21 protein-coding genes and 1 riboswitch are annotated in these 26,486 nt (G+C 69.4%); of the genes, 2 read left to right on the top strand and 19 right to left on the bottom strand.

Annotated elements, in window-relative coordinates:
• Window positions 1–20 precede the first annotated feature (20 nt).
• From ABEA67_RS17125 to ABEA67_RS17115, 3 genes are read right to left on the bottom strand one after another with little or no spacing between them, the layout of a single operon-like run.
• Entirely contained in the window at window positions 21–869 is an 849-nt protein-coding gene (locus ABEA67_RS17125; protein ID WP_345467613.1) for a serine hydrolase, read from the bottom strand.
• Between the two features lie 12 nt (window positions 870–881).
• Complete coding sequence (locus tag ABEA67_RS17120; RefSeq protein ID WP_345467611.1) at window positions 882–1,130, bottom strand: hypothetical protein; 249 nt, start codon at window positions 1,128–1,130, stop codon at window positions 882–884.
• Window positions 1,131–1,150: 20 nt separating this feature from the next.
• Window positions 1,151–1,795 (bottom strand): response regulator transcription factor, encoded by a 645-nt coding sequence (locus ABEA67_RS17115; protein WP_345467610.1) that lies wholly within the window; start codon window positions 1,793–1,795, stop codon window positions 1,151–1,153.
• Between the two features lie 107 nt (window positions 1,796–1,902).
• Between ABEA67_RS17115 and ABEA67_RS17110 the strand changes: the two genes are divergently transcribed.
• Window positions 1,903–2,391 carry a hypothetical protein gene (locus ABEA67_RS17110; protein WP_345467609.1) on the top strand — a complete coding sequence of 163 codons (489 nt, stop codon included), beginning with the start codon at window positions 1,903–1,905 and terminating at the stop codon, window positions 2,389–2,391.
• A 21-nt stretch (window positions 2,392–2,412) separates the two neighbouring features.
• Here the strand turns inward: ABEA67_RS17110 and ABEA67_RS17105 are convergent, their stop codons facing one another.
• The 6 genes from ABEA67_RS17105 to ABEA67_RS17080 form a co-directional block, all read right to left on the bottom strand.
• Window positions 2,413–3,318 carry a DMT family transporter gene (locus ABEA67_RS17105; RefSeq protein ID WP_345467608.1) on the bottom strand — a complete coding sequence of 302 codons (906 nt, stop codon included), beginning with the start codon at window positions 3,316–3,318 and terminating at the stop codon, window positions 2,413–2,415.
• Window positions 3,319–3,407: 89 nt separating this feature from the next.
• Window positions 3,408–7,415 (bottom strand): beta strand repeat-containing protein, encoded by a 4,008-nt coding sequence (locus tag ABEA67_RS17100; RefSeq protein WP_345467607.1) that lies wholly within the window; start codon window positions 7,413–7,415, stop codon window positions 3,408–3,410.
• Window positions 7,412–10,585 (bottom strand): hypothetical protein, encoded by a 3,174-nt coding sequence (locus ABEA67_RS17095; RefSeq protein ID WP_345467605.1) that lies wholly within the window; start codon window positions 10,583–10,585, stop codon window positions 7,412–7,414. Before ABEA67_RS17095 ends, ABEA67_RS17100 begins: the two co-directional genes overlap by 4 nt.
• The gene (locus ABEA67_RS17090; protein ID WP_345467604.1) at window positions 10,585–13,362 is read right to left on the bottom strand and encodes a DUF11 domain-containing protein; all 2,778 of its coding nucleotides are present in this window, start codon (window positions 13,360–13,362) and stop codon (window positions 10,585–10,587) included. Before ABEA67_RS17090 ends, ABEA67_RS17095 begins: the two co-directional genes overlap by 1 nt.
• Window positions 13,363–13,511: 149 nt before the next feature.
• A complete protein-coding gene (locus ABEA67_RS17085; protein ID WP_345467603.1) occupies window positions 13,512–15,794 on the bottom strand; it encodes a beta strand repeat-containing protein in 2,283 nt (760 codons plus the stop codon).
• A 71-nt stretch (window positions 15,795–15,865) separates the two neighbouring features.
• The gene (locus ABEA67_RS17080) at window positions 15,866–16,363 is read right to left on the bottom strand and encodes a hypothetical protein (RefSeq protein ID WP_345467601.1); all 498 of its coding nucleotides are present in this window, start codon (window positions 16,361–16,363) and stop codon (window positions 15,866–15,868) included.
• Between the two features lie 166 nt (window positions 16,364–16,529).
• Window positions 16,530–16,612, bottom strand: a riboswitch (cyclic di-GMP riboswitch).
• A 212-nt stretch (window positions 16,613–16,824) separates the two neighbouring features.
• Between ABEA67_RS17080 and ABEA67_RS17075 the strand changes: the two genes are divergently transcribed.
• Window positions 16,825–18,036 carry a vWA domain-containing protein gene (locus ABEA67_RS17075; protein WP_345467599.1) on the top strand — a complete coding sequence of 404 codons (1,212 nt, stop codon included), beginning with the start codon at window positions 16,825–16,827 and terminating at the stop codon, window positions 18,034–18,036.
• A gap of 82 nt (window positions 18,037–18,118) precedes the next feature.
• Here ABEA67_RS17075 and ABEA67_RS17070 read toward each other — a convergent pair whose 3' ends face one another.
• The 10 genes from ABEA67_RS17070 to ribD all read right to left on the bottom strand — a co-directional run bounded on the left by ABEA67_RS17070 (window position 18,119) and on the right by ribD (window position 26,130).
• Window positions 18,119–18,577, bottom strand: coding sequence for a DinB family protein (locus ABEA67_RS17070; RefSeq protein WP_345467597.1), 459 nt, complete (start codon window positions 18,575–18,577; stop codon window positions 18,119–18,121).
• Window positions 18,578–18,632: 55 nt separating this feature from the next.
• On the bottom strand, window positions 18,633–19,049 hold the full coding sequence (gene mscL, locus ABEA67_RS17065; RefSeq protein WP_345467595.1) for a large conductance mechanosensitive channel protein MscL: 417 nt from the start codon (window positions 19,047–19,049) through the stop codon (window positions 18,633–18,635).
• A 105-nt stretch (window positions 19,050–19,154) separates the two neighbouring features.
• On the bottom strand, window positions 19,155–20,630 hold the full coding sequence (locus ABEA67_RS17060; protein ID WP_345467592.1) for a DUF512 domain-containing protein: 1,476 nt from the start codon (window positions 20,628–20,630) through the stop codon (window positions 19,155–19,157).
• 193 nt (window positions 20,631–20,823) lie between these two features.
• Entirely contained in the window at window positions 20,824–21,351 is a 528-nt protein-coding gene (locus ABEA67_RS17055) for an SRPBCC domain-containing protein (protein WP_345467589.1), read from the bottom strand.
• Entirely contained in the window at window positions 21,348–21,728 is a 381-nt protein-coding gene (locus ABEA67_RS17050; RefSeq protein WP_345467586.1) for an ArsR/SmtB family transcription factor, read from the bottom strand. Before ABEA67_RS17050 ends, ABEA67_RS17055 begins: the two co-directional genes overlap by 4 nt.
• A gap of 107 nt (window positions 21,729–21,835) precedes the next feature.
• On the bottom strand, window positions 21,836–22,573 hold the full coding sequence (locus ABEA67_RS17045) for an SIR2 family NAD-dependent protein deacylase (protein ID WP_345467585.1): 738 nt from the start codon (window positions 22,571–22,573) through the stop codon (window positions 21,836–21,838).
• 4 nt (window positions 22,574–22,577) lie between these two features.
• Window positions 22,578–23,108: an RNA 2'-phosphotransferase gene (locus tag ABEA67_RS17040; RefSeq protein ID WP_345467583.1), complete on the bottom strand. Its 531-nt coding sequence runs from the start codon at window positions 23,106–23,108 to the stop codon at window positions 22,578–22,580.
• Between the two features lie 63 nt (window positions 23,109–23,171).
• The gene (locus ABEA67_RS17035) at window positions 23,172–24,359 is read right to left on the bottom strand and encodes a bifunctional 3,4-dihydroxy-2-butanone-4-phosphate synthase/GTP cyclohydrolase II (protein WP_345467581.1); all 1,188 of its coding nucleotides are present in this window, start codon (window positions 24,357–24,359) and stop codon (window positions 23,172–23,174) included.
• Entirely contained in the window at window positions 24,356–25,024 is a 669-nt protein-coding gene (locus ABEA67_RS17030) for a riboflavin synthase (protein ID WP_345467579.1), read from the bottom strand. The genes ABEA67_RS17035 and ABEA67_RS17030 overlap by 4 nt, the downstream gene beginning before the upstream one ends.
• Window positions 25,024–26,130 (bottom strand): bifunctional diaminohydroxyphosphoribosylaminopyrimidine deaminase/5-amino-6-(5-phosphoribosylamino)uracil reductase RibD, encoded by a 1,107-nt coding sequence (gene ribD, locus ABEA67_RS17025; protein ID WP_345467577.1) that lies wholly within the window; start codon window positions 26,128–26,130, stop codon window positions 25,024–25,026. Before ribD ends, ABEA67_RS17030 begins: the two co-directional genes overlap by 1 nt.
• Window positions 26,131–26,486: the final 356 nt, after the last annotated feature.

The raw sequence follows: 26,486 nt of genomic DNA, 5'->3' as shown, positions 1-26,486 counted from the left end.
GGCTAGCCCTGACCGCGCGGTTAAATGTCCCCGGATGTGCCCTGAAACACGCCTCCCAGGGCGGCCAGCAGCGGCCAGAGGGCGGCCGCCAGCACCGCCACATCCCGGTTGTCCGGATGCTCGCGGGGGTCGGTGCCTCCCCGAGACAGCACGGCGGCCACCAGGGGGCGCGGCGTGAACAACACCCCGACGTCGTGGTGGAGGCCCGGCAGCTCACCACTCTTGCTGGCCACCTGGTAGAGGGGTTCGCCCTGCGGGTCACGCGGCACGTGCCGGCCCAGCAGGTCGCGGAGCTGCTGGCGCGACAGGATGGAGAGGGCCTGCCAGGTATGGTGTTCGTCCAGCCGTTCCCCGCGCACCAGCGTCCCCAGCAGCGCGGCCTGATCGCGGGCCGAGGTCCGGTTACGCTCGCCCCGCCGCTGCGCCGCGTTCTGCCGCTCGGGGGGCAGCTGAAGCGGCCCGACCAGGCGCGTGTCTTGCAGGCCCTGCCCGCTCAGCCAGGCATTCACCCGCTCCAGGCCCAGCCGGGCGATGACCAGATTCGTCGCGGTGTTGTCGCTGACGATGATCATCAGGGTCAGCAGGTCTTCCCAGGTCAGGGGCAGGCCCGCGCCGAGTTCGTGCAGGACCCCGGCACCGGGCACCCGGTCCTGGGCGCGGAGGGTAACGCGCTCCCGCAGGTCCAGCCGTCCCGCCTGCGCCTCCTCCAGGGCCAGCAGCAGCAGGGGCACCTTGATCGTGCTGGCCGCCGGGAAGACCTGCGCCGGATTCAGCGCGTACAGCTCCCGGCCCGCGAGATCGGTGATCAGGACACTGACCTCGCCGCCGTAGCCCCGCGAGCGCAGGTCGGCGGTCAGGTCAAAGACCACGCGCGGCCGCCCTCACTCGGGCCACTCCAACCCCGCGAGCGCGGCGAAGGGGTGCGCCGTTCCCACCGGACGCAGGGTGCAGAAGGGCGGGCCGCCCTCCGGCTCCACCCGGTGCGGGCACAGCGGACAGTCGGGATAGGCCTGCTCGGTGTAGGCCAGATCCGCCTCGGCGGAAGCGGCCGCCCACTCCCGGCCACACCCCGCCCGGAAGGTCACGGGGGAGGCGGCGGGCGCGGTTCTGGCGGGGCGGGGCCTGGGCATGAACGGTGGTGGACCCTCCCCTATTCCAGGTTGGCGATGCCCTCGCGGATCGCGTAGAGGGCCGCCTGGGTGCGATTGTTCAGTTGCAGCTTGGTGAAGATCTCCGAGAGGCGGTTGCGGACCGTCTTCTCGCTGATGTCGAGCCGCAGCGCGATGTCCTGATTGGAAAAGCCCTGGGCCAGCAGCTTGAGAATCATCGTCTCGCGTTCGTTGAGGTCGGCGTGCTTCTCGCTGGGCAGTTCCTCGCGCTTGTGGCGGAAGTCGTCGAGGACATTCTGGGCCATGTCCGCGTCGAGCAGCGCCTCGCCGCCCGCCACCCGGCGAATCGCGTCGAGCAGGGTGGCCGCGTCGGCATCCTTGAGCACGTAGCCGCGCGCGCCCGCCTTGACCGCCTCGAACACGTAGCGGTCCTGGCGGTACATCGTGATCATGATGACGCGGGCCTGGGGGTCGATTTCCAGGATGCTCTGGGTGGCCTTGACCCCGTCGAGTTCGGGCATCTGGATATCCATCAGGATCACGTCCGGGTGGGTATCGGCGGCGTAGCGGATGGCCTCGCGCCCGTTGGCGGCCTCCCCGATCACGCGCATCCCCTCGGATTCCAGCAGGCTGCGCAGGCCCTGACGGAACAGCGCGTGGTCATCGACGAGGAGGACTCGAATCATGGCCCCAGTCTAGCCCCCGCCGGGAAAAAGACGGCAGCCACCCCCACCTTCCCACAAGAGTCCGGGCAGATGAGTTTTGTAAGAAATCTCTGGCTAGACTGGCGGCTGTGATTACCTGGTTCGATGCGCTTCTCGTGACCCTCTGGGCGGTCGTGACGGCGCTGGGCGCGCGGCGCGGCCTCTCGGGACTGGTGTGGGGGCTGGGCGGCGTGGCCGCGTGCTTCCTCGCCAACCTGCTGGGCGCGGGCGCGCTGGTCGCCACCGGCCTGGCGCTGCTGCTGGGCGTCGTTCTGGCGCTGGCGACCCGGCGGCTGCTGCGCGGGCAGCTGGGCCGTCCCTGGCATCTGGGCGCGGGGGCGCTGGGGGGCTTTGCCCTGGGCGCGATGCTGGTGGCAACCCTGACGCTGGGCTTTCCCATCGGCATCCATGTCGGGGCAGAGGGCCGCAGCCGGGTGTACCCCTCCAACAACCTGTCGCCCGTCCTGTACCAGGCCGTCCAGAACTCGGTGCTGAAAGCCAGCCTGATGGATGCCTGGCAGGCCAGCCCCGCCCTGCAACTGTTGGTGATGCCGGACCAGGCCCACCAGGGCCGCTGAGGGCCGAAAGCCGCACGGCTGTCAGTCTTCCGCCTGTGGGGCGGGGGCTTCCAGATGTGCGTTGCCCTCGGCCCGCTGGCTCAGAACGGTCGCGCCCACCACCAGCAGGCCGCCCAGCGCGCCGCGCAGCCCCACCCGTTCCTGAATCAGCAGGAAGCTGAACAGGGCCGCCGCGACCGGTTCCAGCGCGTAGATCAGGCTGGCCTCGGCGGCGCTCACGCTGCGCTGCCCGACCGTCTGGAGCAGGGTGGTCAGCGCGGTGGCGGCCACGCCCAGATACAGCAGCGGCCCCCAGGCGGCGGCCGGGGGCCAGAGCTGCGCCGGGGCCGCCAGCAGCGCCCAGCCCCAGGCCAGCAGCGTCACGGCCAGCAGCTGCGCGAACGTGAAGCGCAGCGCCTGATGCCGCGCGGCCATCCTCTCCAGCGTGATGATGAAGCCCGCGTAGGTCACCGCGCAGGCCAGCGCCCAGGCGTCCCCGACGACCAGCGCCCCGCCCTCCCAGGAGAGCAGGGCCAGGCCCGCCACGGCCAGCGGCAGGGCCAGCCAGAGGGCCAGCGGCAGCGGGCGGCGCTGCGCCAGCGTCAGCCACAGCGGCACCAGCACCACACTGAGGGCCGTGAAAAAGGCCGCGCGGTTGGCCCCGGTGGTCTGGAGGGCAATGGTCTGGGTGCCGTACCCGGCGAGCAGCCACGCCCCCAGAATCAGCCCGTCGCGCCAGAGCGGGCGCGTGGGCGGGTGAGTCGGGGGCGCAGGGCGGCGGGTCAGGGCCAGCGCGGGCAGCAGGGCCAGCGCGGCGATGAGAAAGCGCCACGCGATCAGCACGGGGGGTGGCAGCAGTTCGCCCAGTTCCTTGACCACGGCGAAGGTGCTTCCCCAGATGGCCGTCACCAGAACGAGAAGCAGCAGGCCGCGGGCGTGAGAGGACACGCAGGGGATTGTACGGCGGCGGGGCAAAGGCCAGCGCCGCCCCGGGGAGACCAGGGCGGCGAAGGGTGCGGGAGGGTCGGCGGCCAGCGTTACCTGACCTGGACCTGGAAGCAGGTGCGGACTGTCTCCCCGGCGACCAGCGTCCCCAGGTTGACCGACAGGCTGCTGTCCGTCAGGGTTCCAGCATCGTCGCCTGCCACGGCGGTGAAGCTGGCGGTGGTGGCTGTTCCGCTGGCTGGGGTGCGGGTCCATTTGATGGCCTTGCCGCCATACGCAGTGTCGGTCGTGATGCTGGTCAGCGAGCGGCCACTGCTGTTCAGCGTGTCACTGAGGACATAATTCGTCAGGTCCGCACCCCCCAGGTTCCGGGTGTCGATGCAGTATTCCAGAACGTCACCGGGCCGCACGGACGCGCTCTTCCCGAAGGTGGCACCAGGCAGGAGCCGCACTTCCTTGGTCACCTGCGTCAGCACCAACTTGGTGCTGGCGGTTCCCGTGTTCCCCGCGTTCTTGTCCGCCGCAGCCTCGTTGGGGTTGGCGACCGTCGCCGTGTTGGTAAAGGTCGCGCCTGCCGCCGTGCCGGGGCCGACCCGGACGTTGTTGAGGGTGATGGTCTGGGGCGTCCCGACGGTGATGGTACTACTGGTCGTGCAGGTAATGGTCTGGCCGGAAACGCCACAGGTCCAGCTGCCGGGGCCGGCCGTGTAGTTGCCAGACGGCGTCCAGCTCAGGCCAGCGGGCAGGGTATCGGTGACGGTCGTGGTCCCGGTAGCGTCGGCTCCAGCGGTATTGACCGTGAGCGTATAGCTGATGAAGCTGTCCCCGGCGGCCACGACCGGACCGGCGGCAGGATCGGTATTGGCGACGGTGCTGGGCTTGGCATAGGCCGGGCCAGCCTTGGTCAGGGTGAGATCGGGCGTGACGCTATAAGGCACCGGATAGTCCTCGACCTCACCGTCGGGGGCGGTGCCGCTGGGATTGCCCGCGCTGGTCGCGTCACTGCTGATCCGGAAGCGGGCGTAGCGGGCCGCCGACCTGTTGCTATTCGCGCTGATGCCGTTCCAGGTGAGGGTGACATTGCCACTGCCCGCCACCAGACTGGTCGTGGTGCGCTCACCCGCGTCAAAGGTGCCGTTGCCGTCGAAGTCCACCCAGCCCGCCAGCGTCACTGGGGCACCGGAGGCGTTGGTGTAGGCCAGAGTCACGCTGTAGGTCGCCGCGTTGTTGCCGAGGGTCGGCAGCGTGCCGGGGACGGCGTCGTCACTGTCGGCCGTGCCGTTGGTGCCGCGTTCGGTGGCCTCGCTGGTCGGCTGGCCTCCCAGAAAGGCCGAGGTGCGGCTGGTCGCGGCGGAGGGGGCGACGGCCGCGTCCCTGAGGTTGTAGGTGCCGTTCGCCAGGGTCGTCCCGAAGCTGAGGTACTGGAGGTGGGCGGCCCTGAGGTAGCTGCTGGGCGCGTCCCCACGGTCGTAGGTGTAGGCCAGGCAGTACCCCTGCGCGGTGGCCCCGTTGCCCGCCAGCTCGTTGGTCAGCACCAGGGGGGCCGCCGCCGTCGCGTCCATCTTGGTGGTGCCGAGCAGCAGGAAGTTGCCGTTTGCGGAGTCCACGGTCATTTTGGCGGTGGTGCCGCTGCCCGAGACGGTGAGGGTGCCGTTGACCGTCGACGCGACCGTGCGGTCCACCACCGCGAAGGGGGTGCCGTTGGTGGTGGTCATGACGTACTCGTTGCTGGCGTCGTCCTCGGCACTGCCGGTCAGCAGCGTGAGGGGCACGGCCTGGCCGCCGTAGGTGGCATAAGCGCTCAGGGTATAGCCCACCTTGCGGCCCACGGGCCGGTTCACCACGGCATTCGTCTTGCCGCTGCCGAAGTAGTCGTCCCAGCGGTCGCCACTCCAGGAGCCTGGAACGTAGCCGTTGAGGACCGCTTCGCCACTGGGGTTGCTGGGGGTGTTGCCCGTGCCGTACTGGGCATTGCTGGTGACATCGAGGGTGTAGGTGATCAGCACCCCTTCAGGCGTCGTGAGCGTCTTGGTGACAGGTGCCCCGTTGACACTCAGGGCCACCCCGCTGAAGTCCAGGCAGGTGCTGGCACTCCAGACACCCGGAGGGACCGCGGGGCCGGACGGCAGCACGACGCTGTCCGTGTCGGCCGCCGTGTTGTTGCCGGGGACCGGGTCCGTCACGCCGCTGCCCGAGGGCAGGCTGACCTGGGCGGTATTGGTCACGCTCCCGCTCGCCGTGACGTTGGCCGTCACCTGGAGTTCAAAGAATTCCCCGGAGGCCAGTGCCGGCAGGGTGGCACCCCCGGTGCTCTGGAGTTGGGCCGCGGTCGGCGGTGCCGCACACCTGTTGCCCGTGGCCGCCGAGCAGCTCACGCCGGAGACGCTCAAGCCGCTCACGGCGGGGTCCTGAAGGACGGCATCCGTCACGGCCGCCGGGCCAGCGTTGGTCACGCGGACCGTGTAGACCGTATCGCTGCCGTACATGACCGAAGAGACGCCGTCGGTCTTGGTGACGGCGAGGTCGGCCTGGGGCAGGATGGTCACACTGGCACTGCTGCTGTTGTCCGTGGTGGCGGTCTCGGCGCTGCCGGTCGTGACATTGGCCTGGTTGTTCAGGCTGCCGGTGACCGCACCGTTGGCGGTGACACTGAGACGGTATTTCACGTCCTGGGTGCCGAGCTGGGTGGCGACGCTGCCGGTGCCGCCCCAGACTTTGCCGTCGTTGTCCAGGCGACGCACGGCGGGCAGGGTGATGGTGGTCACCCCCGTGGCGTCGACACTGGTGGTCACGCCGCTCAGGGCCGCCCAGCTGGTGCCGCCGTCGTAGCTGATTTCGGTGCCGTTGTACGTGAGGCCCCTGGGGAGGGTGTCGGTCGTCACCACATTCAGCGCTTCATAGGTTCCCTGGCGGTTGTCGACCGTCAACAGGTATTTCAGGGCGTCACCGACCCGGTAGGTCGTGGCGGTGCCCTCCAGCGTCTTGGCGATGCGGACATTCGCGTTGGACGTGTTCGCCATCACCACCAGGCTGTGGGTGATCAGCAGTTCCCCAGCCTGAGAATCGATGGTGGCCGTGATGGTGCCGGTTCCGGCAGGAATCACGCTGGTGGGCGCGAAAATGGTGGCGATGTCCAGCCCGCCGGTGGTGGAGGCCGCCGTGTTGACCGATCCCGTCTGCCGCGTTTCCGTGCCGTCTTCCGCTGCGGCGGAAACGACCCCCCCGAAGAAGTTGCCAGCGCCCCGGCTGGCCGAGCTTTGGGTGGTCGCGGCGGTGTTCAGGTTGGATTTCAGACTCAGGCTGTCGCCCGCCGCGTCGTAATCCCCGTCGGCCACCATGACGCTGACTTTGGAGACACGGTCGAGACTGCTGGCATTGGGCACCGAGAAGCCACTGGCCGTAATGGTCTTGTTGGCGATCCCCGCACTGCCGCCGATGTACTCCAGGCCATCGTAAAAGGAGATGAGCTTGCTGCTCAGACCCGCGTTCTCGTACACGATGTACAGCGTCCAGGCACCATGCACCGTGGCGTTCCTGCACTGATCGCCATTGTTCTGGATACTCAGCCCATCCATGCGCATGGTGGCGTTGGCCGCGGTGACGCTGCCCATCAGCCCGGTCACGTCGGCAAAAGCCCCCATGCTGCCGCCGTTGCTGTTGACCCCCGTCCATACCCGACTGGCCGTCACCGTGTTCGGTACGCCATTGACGATGAAGGTCACCTGTTTGTCGGCAGAGGCCGGATCGTCACTGTTCTGTGAGGCGACCCAGTACAGGTAAGCGGCCTTGATGGTCGATCCCGTAGGAACGAGCTGTGCGGCAGAGCGGTCAGACGCCTGGACAACGGCGTTGTTGGCGACGACCTCGCCATTGGGCAAGTTGCCGCTCCCGGTCGAGGTCGTCGTGGTCCCCGTTTTGACCGTACAGGTGTTTCCACCGTTGCCGTTGTCGGTTCGGAAGCTGGCCCCCAGCGCCACATAGTCGACGCGGCCAGACTGTTGCATACGGGGGGTGCTGCTGATTCCGGTATTCGTCTGGGCGGAGGCCGAGACACTCAACAGGCCCAGGAACGGCAGGAGCTTTTGGAGCAGTCGCTTCACTTCTTTCCTCCCAGCGTCTCATCCAGTGTCAAGTCCAGCCGCAGGTACGCCCCCTGCTTGGTGTACATGCCCGCACTGGGCAGGCCCTCGAAGCCCCTGAAGTTGTAGCCGGCGGTCAGCCAGGTGCCCGGCAAGGCCAGGAAGCTGCCTTCCACACCGTAGCCGAGCGCTGTGGTGTTCGTAGAGGGCTGCGTCAGCAGGCGGCCCCAGACTCCCACCCCAAAACGGTCGCCCAGGTAGGCCGTGCCCCCCAGCGAGGCCTGCGCGGTGAAGCTGCCGGCATCGTTCAGCAGAGTGCGGGTATCCACGCCGCCGCGCACGGCATAACGTGGCTGGCGGTACTCGGCGCTGAGGCCGCTGTCCAGTTCGGGCGTTCCAGCGGCCAGCGTGCCCTGGACATAGCGCAGGTAGCCCAAGCTGTTCACGGTGCTGTTTCGGTAAGCGTACCCCAGGGCCAGGCGCTGGCCGTTCTTGCCCGCGCCGAACTCGGCCAGGCCGTCGGCGGTCAGGGTGAGGTGGGGCGTGACGCTGCCAGTGATGCCGCCACGCACCACGGTGCCGAGCTGGCCCGCGCGGTAGCTGAGGTCGATGCCCGCCGCCGCGCTGAAGGTGTCCGCCCTGTAGTTCAGGTCGGCCCCGCCCGCGAGTTCGGCCTGGCCCCCCGTCACGTCGTAGAGGGCGCTGCCGCGCAGGCCGACGGTGGTGCGCTCGTTCAGCGGCAGGGCCGTGGAGACACCGAAGCGGGCGCGGTTGCCCTCGCCGCTGGCGGTGGGAAGTTCGTAGCCCACCGCGTAGTTCACGTTGCCGATCATGGTGTCGAGCGTCAGCGCGGCGGCCTGGCCGATGCCCCAGGTGATCTTGTCGGCAAAGCCCAGCGTCACCTTGTCGGTCAGGCGGTAGCGGGTGCTGATGGCGGTGGTGGTGTCCAGATTCCCGGTGAGGGGCTGGGTATGCACCACGTCCACGTCCAGCGGGGCGCGGTGGTAGCCCACGCTGCCGACCACGCCCAGGCCGTGCGTGTCCCCGAAGGCGGACTTGAAGCCCGCGCCGACGCTGAAGGGCGCGAAGCGGTACTCGCCGCGGGCGGTGACGCTGCCGCCCCGCGCCGTAGGCGTGGCGTGGTACTCGCCGTCCACCACGGCACCGAACCTCGGGCCGAGGGCGGCGGTGTAGTTCGCGGCCACATTCAGCCCGACGTTGAAGGGGGCCAGGCCCTGGTAGCCCGCGTCCTGGTAGCGGGCGGAGAGGCTGGCGGTGTCGTCCCCGAAGCGGGTGCTGAGGTCGGCGCTGGCCTGCACGCCGCCCGCGTAGGCGACGCGGGTGTCGGCGCGCGTGATGCCGTTGTCGAAGGTGCCGCGCACCCCGAAGGTCGTCTTGCCGTCCAGGTTCACGACCGCCGCGCCCACGCTGGAGTGCTGCCCCTCCTGGCGCACCTGCACCCCGTAGGCGAGGTGGCGGCCCGCCTCCCCGCCCACCAGCCGGTAGCTCGCCAGCACGCGCACGTCGTTGAAGCCCGCGTCCACCCGCTCCAGGGGCCGCACCAGCGTGACGATGCCGGTGGGGTAGTCCACGATGTAGTCCACGCCCCGCGTCAGCGTCACGCGGCGCAGTTCCTTGCCGGTGCGCGCCTCCAGCGTCACGACCTCCAGGGTCTCGCTGCTGTCCACGACACCGCTGTTCGGCAGGCGCAGGATGCGGGTGCCGTCGGGCGTGAGCTGCACTTCCGAGACGCGGTCAACGGGCACCCCCGCCACGAAGGCCGAGAAGCTGGGGTTGCTCTTGGTCACGACGGTCAGGGCCGTGAGCTGCTCGCCCACCGGCAGCACGCTGACGGGCAGCGCCGTCTGGCGGTAGGCCGCGCGGAAGGCCGGGTGGTCGTAGATGGCCGCAACCGGGTCCAGGCCTTGCAGGGGCGTCTGCTCGGTGCTGGCGTCCCCGAAGACGGGCGAGCGGACCGCGGGGTTGTCGGTCTTCGGCAACCCGTCCCGGTCGGCGGCCACGTACAGCTTGCCCGCCCCGACCGGCATCTCAGCGTAGGCGCGGGCCTGCACGCTGACGTTCTCCGACAGCCGCCCGCCGTTCAGGCCCACGGTCGCGCTGACCAGCCCCACGCCCACGCGGGCGCGGTCGGGCGTGACCTCATAGCGGGAGGTCAGCACCTGCTCCCCCAGCAGCACCTCCACCTTCAGGCCGGTGGGGGCGGTCTGCGGTTGCAGTTCCAGCAGGCCCTCGCCGCCCTCCAGCCGTACCTGATACCCGGCCTCGCCGGGGCTGGCGTCGGGGACGCGGGGTTCGAGGTTGGTGCGGACCGTGAGGGTGGCCTGGGCGGAAGGCGTGCCGTAGGCGTCGAGCGTCCGCACCTTCAGGCGGATGGGCGTGCTGCCGTCGGCGGTCAGGTTCAGGGGCGTCAGCTCGACGCGGGCGGTGGGACCGGCCCGCACGACCCGCACCTCGTCTGCCCCCTGCCCTGTGCCGAAGCGCAGCACGTTCGGCCCCTGGACGAGGGGCACGCCGACGTAGGTCAGCCGCTGCACGCCGCGCCCCTCGTCCTGCACCGTGGTGCCGATGCGGTCCTGGCCGACGGCCACGCCGTTCACGGTGAGGTCGGGGGCGGCTCCCAGCGGCGCTTCCACCTCCACGGTGATGCGGTCGCGCAGGCGAATCACGCTGCCGGCCAGGGGGAGCTTGATGGCCCCGGCATTCTCGGTGACGGGTTCCGGCAGGTTCAGCGGCGCGGCGGCTTTCAGGTCCGCAGAATCGATGAGGCCCTGGAGCACCTCGCTGCGCTCACCCGGAAAACGGGCCAGCAGGGCGGGTTCCGGCAGGGCGGCCAGGGGCGCGGTATGGGTCAGGTCGTAGGTGAGCAGGCCGCGCGCCTGGGCGGGCAGCGTCCAGTACAGCGTGCCGCCGGGGCCGCGCCGGGGGTCGGGCAGGGGACGCCCGTCCAGCCGGGTGCTGCCGGACACGAAGGCCGCGCCTTCCGGGAGGGCCTGGGCGATGACGAGTTCCTGGGCCTGCGCCGGTGCGTCGAAGGGCAGGCTGACGGTGCTGGTGCGCTGGACGGTGGGGGCGCTGACGGCGGGACTGCCCGCGTCCGTCTGCGCGCTGGCCGCGCCCAGCAGCATCAGGGCCGTCAGGGCCACCAGGGGTCGCCTCGAAAAGGGCTTCATCAGTACCTCCACCCGGCGGTCGGGTCGGTCACGGCGGTGCTCGGGCTGCCCGTGAACGTGAAGCGGTAGGTCAGGACCGTTTCACCGGCGGGCAGCGTACCGTTCCAGGTATTGCGGCCTTCTTTCAGCGCCGCGCCGGACGGCAGGGGGTCGTTCAGGGTAAAGCCCTCCAGCGCCGTGGGGGTGTTCAGGCGCAGCGTCACCGCGTAGCCCCCGGCCGTGAGGACCACCGTTTTCTCGATGCTGAGGGGACCGGCGCTCAGCGTGGTCCGGCGCAGCGTGCCCACCTCGCCTGCCAGCGGCGCGAGCGGGAAGTCCACGCCCGTCAGGCCGCCCACCTGCACGGTCCGGGTTCCCGGCAGACCGCCGTCCTGCGGCAGGTCCAGCGGCAGGTACGGGACCGAGCCGGGGTCGAGGCGCAGGGCCTGGGTGCCCAGCGGCACATTGGCGAAGTGGTAGCGCCCCGCCGCGTCGGTCAGGGCCAGGCGGCCCCCGGCCAGGATGACGCGGGCACGTTCCAGCGGCGTGTCCAGTCCGGCATCGAAGCGGCCGTCGCGGTTGCGGTCCACGTAGACCGTTCCCACGATGTCGTTCAGCGGGGCAAAGTTCAGCAGCCGCAGCTTGACGGCAGCGGTCGATTTGTTGCTGGCGATGGTCCGCACCGCGCCGCCCGCCCCCGTGCCCACCACCTGCACGCTGTTCAGCAGCTCGCCCTGCGTGCCGGCCCCCACGCGCACCCCGTAGGTGATCACCATGTCCTGGCTGGGGGGAAGCTTGCCGAGGTTCCAGTGCAGCACGCCGTTCGTGACCGTGGGGTCGGCCAGCGGCTCGCCGTTCAGGGTGCTGGTGCCGGGGAGGTACACCAGCCCGGCGGCGGGCGTGTCGGTGACCACCGCGTCCACGATGTCGGTGGTGGCCGACCCGTTGCGGATGGTCAGGGTGTAGGTGAGGCGGTCGCCGGGCGTCACCTGCGCGGCGCTCACGGTCTTGAGGACGCGGAGCTGGGCGTTCCAGACCGGGCTTTTCACCTCGTTGCTGGGCGTCGGCGCGGGCAGTTCGCTGGAAACCATCTGAAAGACGTTGTTCAGCGTCTCGCCGTCCACCGCCCGGTCGCTGACGATGACGGTCACGCGGAAGGTGCGCGTCTCGCCGGGAGCCAGGGTGCCGACGTTCCAGGTCGCCACCTGCCTCCCCGCCTCGCCCGTCACGGTGCCGCCGTCCGAGATGACGTTGCCCCCCGGCACGAAGTCCACGTGGGCGGGCAGGGGGTCGCTGACCACCACGCCGGTCAGGGGCCGCGTGTAGGGGTTGCGCACGCTGAGCGTGTAGGTCACCGGCTCGCCCCGCGCCAGCGTGACGGTGGGGCCAGGGCTGACGGTCTTGACCAGCTCGGGCAGACCCGCCTCGACGCCCTGCACCCGGTCCAGGGTGGTGTTGCGGGTGCCGCGGGTGCCGGCAGCGGTGACCAGCGCCTCCAGCGGGCCGCTCTGCGTGGCGTCGTAGCAGATGCGGACGAGCGCCGTCTGGCCGGGGTCGAGCGGCAGCGGCTCAGCCAGCGCCTGCCCGTTCTCGCCCGTCAGAACCGCGCGGGCCTGGCCCTGCGGGTACGTGACCGTCACCCGGAAGTCGTCGCGGACATCCCCGGTGTTCTTGAGGGTGTGGTCGAAGCACACCTGCTGGCCCATGACGGCAAAGGCCTTGCTCTGGGTGTCGGCGGCCGTGTTCTCGGGCGCTTCGGGCACGCCGGCCGGGCCGATGGCGACGGCGGGCTGGTAGCGCACGTCCACCTGGGCGCTGCCCTGCGCGGCCAGGCCACCGGCCAGGACAGTTGCGGTGTTGGGAATCACGTGGTTTTCCGCCGCCGGGGTCGCCAGCATCCGGAAGGTGAGGGTCAGGGCCGCGCCCGCGGGCAGGCTGGCCGCGCGGACGCGCACGCCGCGCACCCCGGCGGGTTCGGTCCCCTGCCAGGTCACGCCGTCGGCGGTGTATTCCAGGGTGCCGGCCGTGGTCTGGGCGCTGCCCCGCACGAACGTCAGCCCCTGCGCGATCTGCGTGTCCAGCAGGTCGGTCAGCACCACGTCCTGGCCCTCGCCCTGGCCGTCGTTACGGGTGGTCACGGTCACGGTCGTCTCGCTGCCGGGGCGCAGCAGGGCGGGCGCGAAGGCCTTCTGCACGGCCAGTTGTGGGGGCGCGCCCACCGTCACGCGGCTGACGTTGTTGCTGTCGGCCTGCTCGCCACCCGCGCAACTGGCGACCAGATTCACGTAGGCCGTGCCCTGCCCGCTCGCCGCCTCCACGGCCAGCAGCAGGTTCGCGCCCTTCTCGGGGGCCAGCGTGACGTTCTCCACGACCTGCTCGCCGGGGTCCACGGCACCGTTGCCGTTCGCGTCCAGATAGAGGCGGGTGGTGGGCGTAAAGGCGCTTCCCGCCTCGGTGCGGGCCGCCACCGGAAAGGTCGCGGTCTGGTTGCCCGCGTTGACCAGGCTGTAGGCGAAGACCGTGCGGCCGCCGTAGGGCAGGGAGGCCGTCTGTCCGGGCTGCTCCGGTGTGCCGTCGGGCGTGACGCTCACGGCGCACACGGCCTGTACGGTGGTCCGGACCACGTTGGAGACGGCACTGTCAGGACCGCCGGGGATGGCCGGATCAAAGACCGCCGTCGCCTGGTTGGTGATCTCGGTCCCGGCGGGTGTCTGGCCCTGCGCCGCCGCCAGCCCGCCCAGGGCCAGCAGCCCGGTCAGACCCAGCCGATGAGGAAGCCGCGTGAGAAAGCGATTCACAGAAGGGACTCTCCTTGGGAAAATGCCGGGAAGGGCGCGTGGGGTGGGCACTTGATGTGCGGGGGTAGAAAGTCAAAAAGAATCTGCTGTTGGGGTGTTGAGCAGGCGGCGCACCCCGCAAAACCGCAGAGGTGCGCCGGGAGGGGGCCTCAGTTCACCTTGACGGTGAAGGTGAGTTCCATCGTGGAGCCGGAGGGCAGCGCGTCGGGCACGTTGTCGCCGTTGGCGTCGGCCGCCACCGCGATGGCCGTTCCCGCTGCCGTGCCTGCCGCCGGAGCGGTGGCCGACCAGGTGCCATTCCCGATCTTGTAGATGACCTTGGTCACGGCGGTGCCGCCGATGCTCAGGCTGGCCGACTGGAAGGTGGTGTTGGTGGGCACCGTGTCGTTCAGGGCGAAGCCCGCGACCGGGGCGTTGTAGGTGTTCTTGCCGATGATCTGGTAGACGATGTTCGCGCCTGGCAGGGCCGCCGTGTTGTTGGCCGTGTAGTTCGCGGGGTTGTTGATGCCGTTTTGCGGCGTGGCCCCGGCCGCCGTCTTGCCGTCCTGCACGAACTTGGCGACGTTCACCGCACCGACCGCACCGACCTTGATGACGTCGTTGAGGTCGGTCATGGTGATGGTGCTGTAGTTGCCCACCGCCTTCTGGCTGACGGTGTAGTTGCCCGCTGCCGTGCCGGTCGGCACCGTGATGACGGCGTAGACCTTGATTTCCTGGCCGGCGGCCACGACGGGCGTGATGAAGTTGCCCGCGCCGTTGGTGGGCAGCGCCACGCCGCTGCTGTCCACATAGGTGACGGCCGCGCCCGCGGGCAGCCCGGCCACCGTGGCCGACAGGGTGTAGCTGTCGTTGTACGCGCCCATGTTGGCGACGTCCATCGGGAAGACGGCCACGTTGTCGGTGCTGTTGGCCGTGTCGGTGCTGGTGGCCGTGTTGCCCCCCGGCACCACCGTCTGCTGCGGAGCAGGGGTGGGTACTGCCCCCAGCACGCCGTCGGTGTTGTCACCGAACTGCGCCGCGCCCTGCGCCACGATGTCGAGGGTAGTGGCGTCGGCCACGATGTCCGCATCGTTGAGCGAGTCGGCACCGACGATGATGGTCAGGAGGTCCACCCGCGCGGCGTCGCTGCCGTCGGGCAGGGTCACTTCGGCGCGGTAGATCACCGTGCCGCCCGCGGGTGCCGTCACGGTCGGGTAGGTGGCCCCGCTGCCCACCGGGATGGGCTGGTTGGTGTTCGGCCCCAGGAAGCGGACCCTGGTGCCGTCGGGCAGGGTGAAGACGCCGGTGCTGGAGTCGAAGGTGGTGCCGGCCAGCAGCTTGCCGTCGGGTCCCGCCGGGAAGAGCTGCACCCGGTCGCTGGCGGTGCCGTTGTTCTTCAGGTCGTTGGTGAAGATGATGGTATCGGCGGTGCCGGGCAGATCGTTGGTCTGGCCGGTGGCCGGGCTGGTCGAGGGGTTGTCGCTGTCGGCCCTGGGGTAGGCGATCTGCTTGTTGCCCTGCACGTCGGGCACGATGGGCGTCCCGCCCGAGGTGGGGTCCGCGGGGTTGGTCGGGTAGGAGGGATAGCCGGTCGCGGGCTGGGTGGGGGTGGGCTGGTTGGGGGTACCGCCGGGCACGGTGGGCACGTTGACCGTCCCCTGCGCGGGCGGGGTCGCGCCGGTGCTGCCGTCGGGGCCGACCGGGTTGGTGGGGTTGGGGACGTTGGGGGTGCCCGTCAGAGCGGGCTGGAAGGTCGTCACCTTGACGAACTGGAGGTCCGTGCCCTGCGCCGGGGTGGTCACCACCGCGCCATTGCTGACGGTCTGCCCCTCGTACAGGGTGCTACCGGTGGGAATCCCGTTCTGGCCCGTCCCCGTGCCGGTGCCCGCGACCGAACCCTCGGGCGAGGCCCCGTAGGTCGTGTTCGCCGGGGCATTCGCCGGAAGGGTGATCTCCTGCGTGAACTTGACCACGCCCGCATTGCCCGCCGGGAGCGTCAGGCTGTAGGAACCGTCGCTGTTCTTGGCCAGCTCATTGCCGCTGGCGTCCAGGTAGCGCACGGTCAGGCCGGACGCGCTGCCGGTGGTGTTGGGGCGCAGGCTCACCGTCAGCGGCGTGTTGCCGTTGTTGACGGCGTCGTAGTCGGTCTTGATGACCTGGCCGGGGGTCGCGCCGGTCACGGTCTTGGGCGTGTTGGCGAGCGTGTTGCCGTCGGCGGTGTTGTCGTCGTACACGATGTCGAAGCCCGGCAGCGGCAGCACCGTGGTGGTCACGGTGTTGGATTTGACTTCCGGGGCGGGCTGACCCGTGCCGGGGTCCGTGAAGCTGGCCGTGGCCTGGTTGGTGATCGGCGTGCCGGCCACCGTGCTGGTGGTGTTGGGGGTGGGGGCCGCGGAAGCTGCTCCGGCAGCCAGCGCCGCCATCAGACCCAGAATCTTCGTGTTCACTTTCATGCTGTCTCCTCTGCTTGCTGCGGGCCGCGCTGTGCCCTGCGGAAGTTCTGTATTGACTTCACCTGCACGGGTTACTTCACCTGTACGCGGAAGCCGAGCGTCTTCTCTGTGCCCGCCTCCAGCGTGCCGATGGTCCAGCGGACGGCCTGGTACTCGTTGGGCTTGACCTCGACCTCGCGGGTCACGGCCTTGCCGTTCTCGGTCACGGTGACGGTCTTCTTGAGGGGCGCGGGGGCGAAGGTCTTGCCGCCGTCGATGGAGTATTCGGTGCGGACACCCTCGGGCGCAGGGCCGTCGGGCGCGAGGTAGACCATGTTCGCCGGCACGGGCAACTGGACCCGCAGGTTGGGCAGGGCAACCCTGCCGACGTTGCGCGCCGTCACCGTCTGGGCCAGCACGTCACCGGGACGCACCTTCGTGAAGGCGGGGGTGCGCTTCTCGGCCGTTTTGCCGTCCCGGGTCACGGACTGCACCAGAACCTGGTCGTACAGCAGCGACAGGGGCGAAGTGCCCTGGGCGAGTGCCACGCCGGACAGAACCAGCAGCAGGAGGGGGACTGGGGATTTCATGTCAGCTCCTTGGGGCAAGGGAGAGGGAACAGGGCGGCTGGAAGCGCTTCAGCGAAACGGAGCGCAAGATAACTTGACGTTGAAGAACCTGGTATCCCCCTGCGGGGGGACTGGACAGCGCAACCACAATGCAAAACGACCAACGAACGCGCGCCCCACCTGGGGTTCACGGCTCGTCGGTCGCACCACTGGCTCGGCGTGTGGCAGGTGCCCGGATACACCACACGCTTCATCGCCCCGGAACAGGGAGAAGGTAGTTGTCAGGCCATGACAGAAGCCTTACAGATTTTCATAAATCTCTCATCAAACAGAAACGCCAGGGTTGAGCTACGGCCGGACGCGGGAGGCTTCCGGCAGACCTCGACCCGGAAAGCGCGCTGCACGCCGCGTCGCCGGTTCCCTCCGGGCTTACAAACGCGGGGAACGTTCCGCGCCATCCTGTTTCCCACGGAGGTCCGGTCATGGCGCGTATCACGCGGTACAGCAAATTCGAGGGCGAACTCGACCAGCTCGATTCCAGCGAGCTGATGCAGATGATTCAGGAAGCCCTGCTCGGCCAGGGCATGAACGATCCCTACGACCCCGACCCGAACGCGCGCCCCAGCATGGACGACCTGTTCGACGCGATCCTGGAAGCCCTCGCGGAACGGAACATGATCCCCGAGGACCTGCTGATGGAGGCGATGCAGGCGGACGACGTGCGCGAGACGCGCCTGGGCCAGCAGATCGAGCGCCTGATGGACAAACTCCAGCAGGACGGCTTCATCCGTAAGGAGTTCGACGACGAGGAAGGGCAGGGCGGCCAGGGCGAGGCGGGCGACGCCAAGTTCCAGCTCACCGACAAGAGCATCGACTTCCTGGGCTACAAGAGCCTGCGCGACCTGATGGGGGGCCTGGGCCGCTCCAGCGCGGGCGCACACGATACTCGCGAGTACGCCTCGGGGGTCGAGATGACCGGCGAGCTGAAGAACTACGAGTTCGGGGACACCCTCAACCTCGACACGACGGCCACCCTGGGCAACGTGATCAGCAAGGGCTTCGACCAACTGGAGGAGTCCGACCTGGTGATCCGGCAGGCGGAATACAACTCCTCGGCGGCGACGGTGGTGCTGCTCGACTGCTCGCACTCCATGATCCTGTACGGCGAGGACCGCTTTACCCCCGCCAAGCAGGTCGCGCTGGCCCTGGCGCACCTGATCCGCACCCAGTACCCCGGCGACACGGTCAAGTTCGTGCTGTTCCACGACTCGGCCGAGGAAGTGCCGGTCAGCAAGCTCGCGCAGGCCCAGATCGGGCCGTACCACACCAACACGGCGGGCGGCCTGCGGCTGGCGCAGCAGCTCCTGAAGCGCGAGAACAAGGACATGAAGCAGATCGTGATGATCACCGACGGCAAGCCCTCGGCCCTCACGCTGCCCGACGGCCGCATCTACAAGAACGCCTACGGCCTCGACCCCTACGTGCTGGGGGCCACCCTGCGCGAGGTCGCCAACTGCCGCCGCAGCGGCATTCAGGTCAACACATTCATGCTGGCCCGCGACCCCGAACTCGTCGGCTTCGTGCGCCGCGTCTCCGAGATGACCCGCGGTAAGGCCTACTTCACCACCCCGCAGAACATCGGCCAGTACGTGCTGATGGACTTCGTGACGAACAAGACGAAGATGGTGAATTAGCTTTCAGCCGTCAGTGGTCAGCAGTCAGGAAGGAAAGCCGATGCTTTTGCAGGAGCTTTCCTTCTTTTTGCTGACGGCTCCCCTACCCCAGCTTCACAAACATCGGTGGCTGCACGCCCACCATGCGCGCCATCATCCAGACCTGGCCCTTGTGGTGGGCCTCGTGCTGGATCATGAAGTCGAGCAGGGCAGCGACCGGCATCTCGCGCCCGCCGAAGGCCTTCACGCGGCGGTTCATGTCCTCCTCGCTCAGGGCGCGGATGGCGAGCAGGGCGTTCTCGGTGCTCTCCTGGAGGCGGCTGCGGGCGCTGGGGAGGTCGGCGCTGCCACTGGTGTCCAAAATCGGGGCCGGGGGTTCGCTGCCCAGCAGCCCTAGAAACCGCTGACTGCTGGCCGCCAGATGGTCCGCCAGCCCGATGAAGCTCATGCCGCCCTCCCAGGGAGAAAAGGTGCTCTGCTCGTCAGGCAGCGTCTCGTAGAGGTCTTGCAGGGCCGCGCGGTGCATCTGGAAGGCGCGGGCGTAGTGGGCAGGGGTGTTCATGGGGAACAGCATAAGGGCGGTCCCGCAGAGAGCCGCCCAGGCAGGATGAAGAGGATTAAACGGACGTGCCCGGACGCCGGCGCAGCTCGTCGCGGATCTCGGCCAGCAGCTTTTCCTCGTTGCTGGGTTCGGCCACGGCGGGTTTTTCCTCGCGCTTGAAGCGGGCCATGAGCGTATTCATGGGCGTGACGACGAACAGGTACAGCACCAGCGCCGTGAGCACGAAGTTGATCAGCGCCGTGATGAAACTGCCGTAGTCCAGCACGATGGCGTCGATGCCCTGCGCCGGGTTGGCCGCGCGCAGGGTGATAGCCCCGGCCACCGCGCCGCCCGTCACCAGCTTCACCAGGGGATCGAGAAAAGCCTTGGTAAAGGCCGTCACGACGCCCCCGAAGGCCGCCCCGATCACCACACCGACCGCCAGGTCGACGACATTGCCACGCAGGATGAAGTCTCGGAATCCTCTCAACATGGTGAGTATTTTTACACTTTGTCGAGGTGCAGGTGGACCGCACAGGTGGACTGGGGCCTGCTCAGACTGAGCCTGCCTGGAGGGGGCCTGCTCCCGGCCAGCCGTTCAGGCCTGCCCGCGCTGCTCCTTGACCGCGTGGGCGCTCATGCCCCACTGGTGGCCGCTGCTCTGCACGCCTTCCAGCAGGACGCGGGCCAGTTCGCCCAGCGTCGCGCCGCCGGGGCGCACGTCCATCCGGAACTCTCCCCGCAGTTCGGTCAGGCTGGTGTCGTCGAGCATCAGCTCGGTGCCGTAGCGCAGGGTGGTCGGGGGGACGATCAGCAGGTCGGCCTCGCCGGGCCTCACCGCATGGCGGAAGCAGCGCCCGGTCAGCAGGCCTGCTACGGTGGTCACGCGCCCGAAGGTCCGATTCTCCACGGCACGCACCTCGATCTCCAGACCCTCAATCTGCCGCAGGGGGTCCACGGCGCGGTCGAGCGACTCCGCGAACAGCAGGCCCGTTCCCAGAATCACCTTGCGGGGGGCCGGGAGGGCGGCAGGAAGCTCGGGCAGGCCTTCCGTGAGGAAGTCGCGGATCATGCCCACCCCGTTTTCCAGCATCGGGAAGCCCTCGTATTCCTCCTCGCTGGGCAGCGGCTCGCCGGCCAGCAGATACAGCTCGTCGGAGGGGAAGACGAAGCGGGTGCCGCGTTCATTCAGGAACTGCCTGCGCCAGCGGTTCAGGCGGGCCAAGGTGTCCTGCGCCTCCTCGCGCGTGAAGGTCCGCACGTCGGGGAGGTTCTTCCGGTGCCCGGTCAGGCCGATGGGCACCACCGCCGCCGAGATGACGTTGGGGCGGCTGCTCAGGTACTCCACCGTCTCATCGAGATGCTCGCCGTCGTTGCGGCCCGGCACCAGCACGATCTGGGTGTAGAGGTCGATGGGTTCGAGCCGCTCGATCATGGAGCGAATCTGCACGGCCTGGGGGTCCTTGACCTTGAGCTTCCACCACTTCATCAGGTCCTGGCGCAGATCCTGATTGGCGGTGTGGACCGACACGTACAGCGGCGAGAGATTCTCGTCCAGGATGCGGTTGATGTCGCCTTCCGTCAGGTTGGTGAGCGTCACGAAGGAGCCATACAGGAAGGACAGGCGGTAGTCGTCGTCCATGATGTAGAGGCTCTTGCGAAAGCCGCGCGGCATCTGGTGGACGTAGCAGAAGTCGCACTTGTTGGCGCACTTCTTGATGCCGTCGAACAGCACTTCCTCGAAGTCCAGGCCGGGGTCCTCCCACTCCACGTCGAAGGTGAAGGTGGGGGCCGCCGGGTCGTATTCCAGGCGGTGGTGGTCCTGCGCGGTCCCCAGCACGCCGCTCAGCACGGAGGGGCGCTCCACCGGGCGGCTGATTTCCAGCGTGGCCCGCCCCTGTGAGAGCCGCCAGCGGTAGGCCAGCACGTCCGTCACCGGGGTGCCATTCACCCGGAGAAGCAGGTCGCCGGGCCGCACGCCCGCCCGCTCGGCGGGGCTGCCCGCCTCGACCGTCTTGATGGGCGCGGGAAACACCTGGTCCTGCTGTTCTGGAAGTTGTTCGACTGCTGTCACGTCATCCCCCTGTACCCGTTCATTCTGGGCGGGACACACGTGGCCCCGTTCAAACAGGGCAGCTTAACAGGGCGGTGGGGAGAACGGTGTGAGGGGGGTTGCGGTTCGGGCGAGCAGGTGGTGGGGCAAGGCGAAGCCCGTCTATTTCGCCCGCTGCGGCCGTCCCCAGCGGGCGAAATAGACGGAAAGCGGCTCAGTCCTGCGGCGAGTCCAGATACTCGGCCAGGCGATCCCACGTCTCGGTCACGCCCTGCAACATGCCCATCTCCAGAACGGTCTTCAGAGCTTCCTCGGAACCGTAGCTGGCACGGCTGGTCACTTTCGTTCCGCCCTCGACTTCCTCGAACGTCAGGGTCACCAGGGTGGGCGGCATGTTCTCGTTGATGTTGGCGTCCGCGTCCGAGAAATAATCCGTGTAGACGAGGCGTTCCGGAGCTTCGATCTCCTGATAGATCCCCAGACCCCAGGATTCCATGCCGTAAAACTCACCCTGATTCCTGTCCACGCATTTCATGCAGTAGTGCCACTTGCCGCCGGGGCGCAGGTCGACGGTGCAGAAGGGAACTTCCCAGCCACGGGGTCCCCACCACCGGCGGAGATGCTCGGCCTGGGTGAACGCATCGAAGATCAGGGCGCGCGGTGCCGGGAAAATGCGCTCAAGGACGAGAACTTTGCCTGCTTCGACTCTCGAAACCATCGGGGACGCTGCGGTGCCGGTCATGGGGATTCCTCCTGGTCGGGGTGGATGGACGTGTCTGCCGTATCCGTCGGTGAAGTGTCGCTGGCGTCGTGCTGAAGCTGTTGCAGGTAGTCGCCGAGCCGGTCGAAGCGGTCTTCCCAGAGCTGCCGGTAGGTGTGCAGCCAGTCATCGAGTTCCTCGAAAGGCTCGGCCCGCAGGGTGCAGACGCGCCGGTTGGCGACCGCCTCGACCTCGACGATGCCCGCCTCGCTCAGGACGCGAACGTGCTTGGACACCTGGGGCTGACGTATCTGGAGATGGGCGGCGAGTTCACCGATGGTCAGGGGCTGCCGGGCCAGCAGCTCGACGATATGCAGACGATTTGGTTCGGCCAGAGCACTGAATGTGGTGGCCTTCAAGGAAGGCTCCTCCTTTCCGACCGCAGGGTCGTTGGTGGCTTAAAGATACTCCATCGGGAATATTCCTGTCAAGGAATATTCGTGTTGAAGTCAGCCCGCACCCCTCGTCAGGCAGGCTCCTCCCCCAGCAGCGCCGCCAGCCCCTTTGAGGCCACGTCCCGCACGCTGTGGTCCATATACGGCGTGAGTTCGGTTTCCTCCGGGTTCACCTCGATCACCACGCCGCCCTCCCGCCGCGTCTCGAAGGCGAGGCCCGCCGCCGGGTACACCACGCCGCTGGTCCCCACGATCAGGGCCACGTCGGCCTCCTGAAAGGCGTGAGTGGCGGCTTCCAGGGCGTCTTCCGGCAGATATTCCCCGAACCAGACGATATTGGGGCGCATCCGGGCTGCGCAGACGGGGCAAGTGGGTGGGGGCGTGAAGGTATCGGGGGCAGGGAGGGGTGTCACGATGCCGCACCCCTCGCAGCGGGCGGTGGTGAGATTGCCGTGCAACTCCACCAGGCGCTCGCTGCCCGCGCGGGTGTGCAGGCCGTCCACGTTCTGGGTGGCGAGGAAGAAGCCTGCGCCCTTCGCGCGCTCCAGTTCGGCCAGCAGGCGGTGCGCCTCGTTGGGCTGGGCACGGGACACGTCGGCGTAGCGGCCCGCGTACCACTGCCAGACCGTCTCGGGGTCGCGGCGGTAGGCCTCCGGACTGGCGAGGTCTTCCGGGCGGAAGCGCGCCCAGTGGCCGGTCTGCGCGTCGCGGAAGGTGGGAATGCCGCTCTCGGCGCTCACGCCCGCGCCGGTCAGCACGGCCACGCGGCGGGCGCTGGCGAGGGCGGCGCGGGCCTCTGGGAGGTTCATGGGGTCAGGGTAACGCGCCTGCCGGGAACACGAGGTATTCGGGCGGTACCGCGTCCGTCAGCCACACGCCGTTGTCGCTGCGGTAGAAGCTGTGCCCAGCCCGGTACATCTGGCCCGATTGCACGGTGAGAATGACGGGCTGGCCACGCCGCGCCCCCACCTTGCGGGCGGTGGCCTCGTCGCGCGAGAGGTGGACGTGATGCCGCCCCATCGGCCGCAGCCCCTCCGCGCGGATGGCGGCCAGCGCGCCCGCGTGGGTGCCGTGGTAGAGCCGCTCCGGGGGCACGGTCAGCGGCAGTCGCAGGTCCACCGGGACGGTGTGGCCCTGGTTGGCGCGGATGCGGTCGCCCTGAAGGGTGTAGCGCCCCTTGCGGTCGGCGGCCACCAGCCGCTCCAGCCGTTCGCGGGAGAGGTGCAGGTGCCGCAGCACCGCGTCTACCGGTGCCCAGCCCCCCGGTTCCAGCGTCACGCCCATCTCGCCAGGCACGTGGCGCAGCAGATACGAGAGGCGGCGGGAGAGGCGTTCGTCGGTCACGGGGTCAGTCTTACAGAAATGTCACAAAGGGAGGGGGCAACGCAAACCCCTCCCCTCCCCCACTCAGCGCAGGTGCCCCAGCCGCTCCTCCTTCGCCCGCAGGTAGCCCGCGTTGTGCGTGTTCTCGCCCACCCGCAGCGGCACGCGCTCCACGACTTCCAGGCCGAAGCCACTGAGGGAGTGCAGCTTGCGGGGATTGTTGGTCAGCACCCTCAGTTGCCGCGCGCCCAGCAGGTGCAGCATCTGCGCGCCGATGCCGAAGTCGCGGGCGTCGGCGGGAAAGCCCAGGCGCAGGTTGGCGTCCACCGTGTCGGCCCCGCCGTCTTGCAGGGCGTAGGCGCGAATCTTGTTCAGCAGGCCGATGCCGCGCCCCTCCTGCCGCAGATAGACCAGCACGCCCCGGCCTTCCTGGGCGATGGCGCGCAGGGCCGCGTCGCGCTGGGGGCCGCAGTCGCAGCGCAGGCTGTGAAAGGCGTCCCCGGTCAGGCACTCGGAATGCACGCGCACCAGCAGCGGCTCGGGCGTGACTTCCCCCATCACCAGCGCCACGTGTTCGGCTCCGCTGAGGGTGTCCTCGAAGCCGACCAGCCGGAACTCGCCGTATTCGGTAGGCAGGTCGGCCTCGGCCACGGCGCGCATGAAGGGATCGTGTTCGAGGCGGTAGGCGATCAGGGCCTCGATGCTTCCCACCAGCAGCCCATGCTTCTCCCCGAAGGCCAGGAGGTCGGGCAAGCGGCTCATCTCGCCGTCGTCCCCCATGATTTCGCAGATGACCCCGGCGGGGGCAAAACCCGCCAGCCGCGCGAGGTCGCACGCCGCCTCCGTGTGCCCCGCGCGGCGCAGCACGCCACCCGGCCGCGCGACCAGCGGGAAGATATGCCCCGGACGGCGGAAGTCGGCGGGCCGGGCGGCGGGGTCGATCAGGGCGGCAATCGTGGCGGCGCGGTCGTAGGCGCTGATGCCGGTGGAGTTGCCGATATGGTCCACGCTGACCGTGAAGGCGGTGCCGTTGGGGTCGGTGCTGGCTCCCACCATCGGCGTCAGGTCAAGCGCCTGCGCCCGCTCGGGCGTGAGCGTCACGCAGATCAGCCCCCGCCCCTCGCGCGCCATGAAGTTCACCCACTCGGGCGTGGCGGTGGCGGCGGGCATCAGCAGATCGCCCTCGTTCTCGCGGTGCTCGTCGTCCACCAGGATGACCGGGCGGCCCGCGCGCAGCTCGGCGAGCAGTTCGGGAACAGAAGCCAGCGTCACCGCGCCACCTCCGCCCCGCTGAGGGCTGACGGCTGAGAGCTGGCCGCTTCCCGCATCAGCAGCAGCCGCTCCACGTACTTCGCCAGCTGGTCGGCCTCCAGATTGACCACCGTACCCGGCTGCCAGTCCCCCAGGGTGGTGACCTCCAGGGTGTGCGGCACCAGCCAGAGGGTGAACTCGTCGGGGGCGAGGTCGGCGCGGCTGCCGCCGGGGCCACCCGTATCCACCACGGTGAGGCTCACGCCGTCCACGGTCACGCTGCCCTTGGGCACCAAATAGCGGGCGAGGTGCGGCGCAGCGCGGACGGTCAGGGTGTAGGCCCCCGGTTCCTCCCGCCGCGCCAGAATCTCGCCGGTGCCGTCCACATGGCCGCTCACCATGTGCCCGCCGAAGCGCCCGAAAGTGGTCATGGCCCGTTCCAGGTTCAGGCGTGCGCCCTCCCGCCAGTGGGGAGCCGTCTTGTTCACGGTTTCGCGGCTGAGGTCCACCGTGAAGCCCAGGCCGTCCCAGCCCGTCACGGTGAGGCAGGTGCCGGAGCAGGCGACGCTCTCGCCCAGCGCGAGGTCGGGCCACATCCGCGCGGGCTGGATGGTAAGGGTGAGGTTGCCGTTCGTCTCGGCCACGTGCGTGACGCGGCCGACCTGTTCCACGATTCCGGTAAACATCAGTTGGCTCCTGCCGCGCCCAGGCGCGGAATGTCGTTCAGCAGGCCCGAGACCAGCAAGTCCGGGCCGAGGATTTCGGTGTGGAGGTCCCGCAGGACCAGGGCGTCGGCCATCCCGCGGGGAGGGCCGCACAGGGGCGAGAGGCCCGCACCGAGCAGCTTGGGGGCGACCAGGGCGCGCACCTCGTCCACCAGCCCGGCCTCCACAAAGGCGGTGGCGAGGGTGGGGCCGCCCTCCAGCAGCAGGCTGGAGAGGTGAAGGTCACCCAGGGCATGCAGGGCCTCCGGCAGGGACGCGGCGCGCAGGACGGTCGCGCCCGTGTCCGCCAGTCGGCCCGCATCGGCCCAGGGGGACGTGACAATCACGGTGCCGGGCCGCAGTGCCCGCGCCGAGAGGGGCGTGCGGGCCTGCCGGTCGAAAATCACCGGGCGGGGGTCGCGGCCGCCCATTACGCCGCGCACGGTCAGGCGAGGGTCGTCGGCCAGGACGGTGCCCACGCCCACGGCCAGGGCATCGAGTTCGTCGCGCCAGCGCATCACGCGCTCACGGGCCGGGGCGGAGGTGACGGGGCCGTTGCCCTCGCCCGTCGCGGCCACCCGGCCATCCAGGGTCATCGCGTACTTGTAGACCACCCAGGGTCGCCCACGCGTGACCAGCGAGCGGAAGCCGGCCTGCTGGCGCGCGGCCTCCGCCTCCCGCACGCCGACCGTGACCTCCACGCCCGCTTCGCGCAACCGGCGGACGCCCCGGCCCGCCACTTTCGGGTTGGGGTCCAGGGCCGCCACCACCACCCGCGCGATCCCCGCCGCCAGCAGGGCGTCGGCACAGGGCGGCGTGCGCCCGAAGTGGCTGCACGGTTCGAGGGTCACGTAAGCGGTGGCCCCGCGCGCCCGCTCTCCGGCCCCCCGCAGCGCGAACACCTCGGCGTGCGGTTCGCCCGCCCGGGGGTGAAAGCCGCGCCCCACCACCTCCCCCCTGCGAACCAACACGCAGCCCACCGGGGGGTTGGGGGCGGTGCGGCCCAGGCCCCGGGCCGCCTCCGCGAGGGCTAGGGCCATCCAGGCCTCGTCTTCCGGGAGCAGCGTGGCCGCTCCGGGACTGTTCATTCCAGACATACGTTGACGCCGCCCGCCGGGGTGGCGGGCAAAGCGGCCTCCTTCTTCCATCCGGACTCCGGGAAGCGGTCAGCCGCCAGCGTTCAGCGGCCAGCCCCCTGGGCCTTTCGCCTTCTGCCTGCTGCCATCCGCCCCCCTCTTACCGTCGGCCTCGGAATCGCACCGAATCGGGCCTCGCGCGTCTTGCGTTTGCGCGGGCTTCGCGGGCTGACCGGCCTGGCCTGAAAAGCACAGCGCCGGATCACCGCCGGTGGGGAGTTGCACCCCGCCCCGAAAGAGGTGGCCCCGCCTCGCTGGGAGGGGCCGGGAGAGATGCTAGCGCGGGGCCAGGGGGGGGAGTGGGAGAA

Origin of the sequence: Deinococcus carri, assembly GCF_039545055.1 — a bacterium.
GTDB classification, from domain to species: domain Bacteria; phylum Deinococcota; class Deinococci; order Deinococcales; family Deinococcaceae; genus Deinococcus; species Deinococcus carri.
The sequence above is the reverse complement of the archived record's forward strand: the minus strand, read 5'-3'. Positions and strand labels throughout refer to the sequence as shown.

Coding starts and splice junctions, on each gene's coding strand:
- ABEA67_RS17030 (WP_345467579.1), bottom strand. CDS start 25,024: ATGTTTACCGGAATCGTGGAACAGGTCGGCCGCGTCACGCACGTGGCC.
- ribD (WP_345467577.1), bottom strand. CDS start 26,130: ATGAACAGTCCCGGAGCGGCCACGCTGCTCCCGGAAGACGAGGCCTGG.
- ABEA67_RS17055 (WP_345467589.1), bottom strand. CDS start 21,351: ATGACCGGCACCGCAGCGTCCCCGATGGTTTCGAGAGTCGAAGCAGGC.
- ABEA67_RS17070 (WP_345467597.1), bottom strand. CDS start 18,577: ATGAACACCCCTGCCCACTACGCCCGCGCCTTCCAGATGCACCGCGCG.
- ABEA67_RS17120 (WP_345467611.1), bottom strand. CDS start 1,130: ATGCCCAGGCCCCGCCCCGCCAGAACCGCGCCCGCCGCCTCCCCCGTG.
- ABEA67_RS17115 (WP_345467610.1), bottom strand. CDS start 1,795: ATGATTCGAGTCCTCCTCGTCGATGACCACGCGCTGTTCCGTCAGGGC.
- ABEA67_RS17075 (WP_345467599.1), top strand. CDS start 16,825: ATGGCGCGTATCACGCGGTACAGCAAATTCGAGGGCGAACTCGACCAG.
- ABEA67_RS17095 (WP_345467605.1), bottom strand. CDS start 10,585: ATGAAGCCCTTTTCGAGGCGACCCCTGGTGGCCCTGACGGCCCTGATG.
- ABEA67_RS17080 (WP_345467601.1), bottom strand. CDS start 16,363: ATGAAATCCCCAGTCCCCCTCCTGCTGCTGGTTCTGTCCGGCGTGGCA.
- ABEA67_RS17085 (WP_345467603.1), bottom strand. CDS start 15,794: ATGAAAGTGAACACGAAGATTCTGGGTCTGATGGCGGCGCTGGCTGCC.
- ABEA67_RS17045 (WP_345467585.1), bottom strand. CDS start 22,573: ATGAACCTCCCAGAGGCCCGCGCCGCCCTCGCCAGCGCCCGCCGCGTG.
- mscL (WP_345467595.1), bottom strand. CDS start 19,049: ATGTTGAGAGGATTCCGAGACTTCATCCTGCGTGGCAATGTCGTCGAC.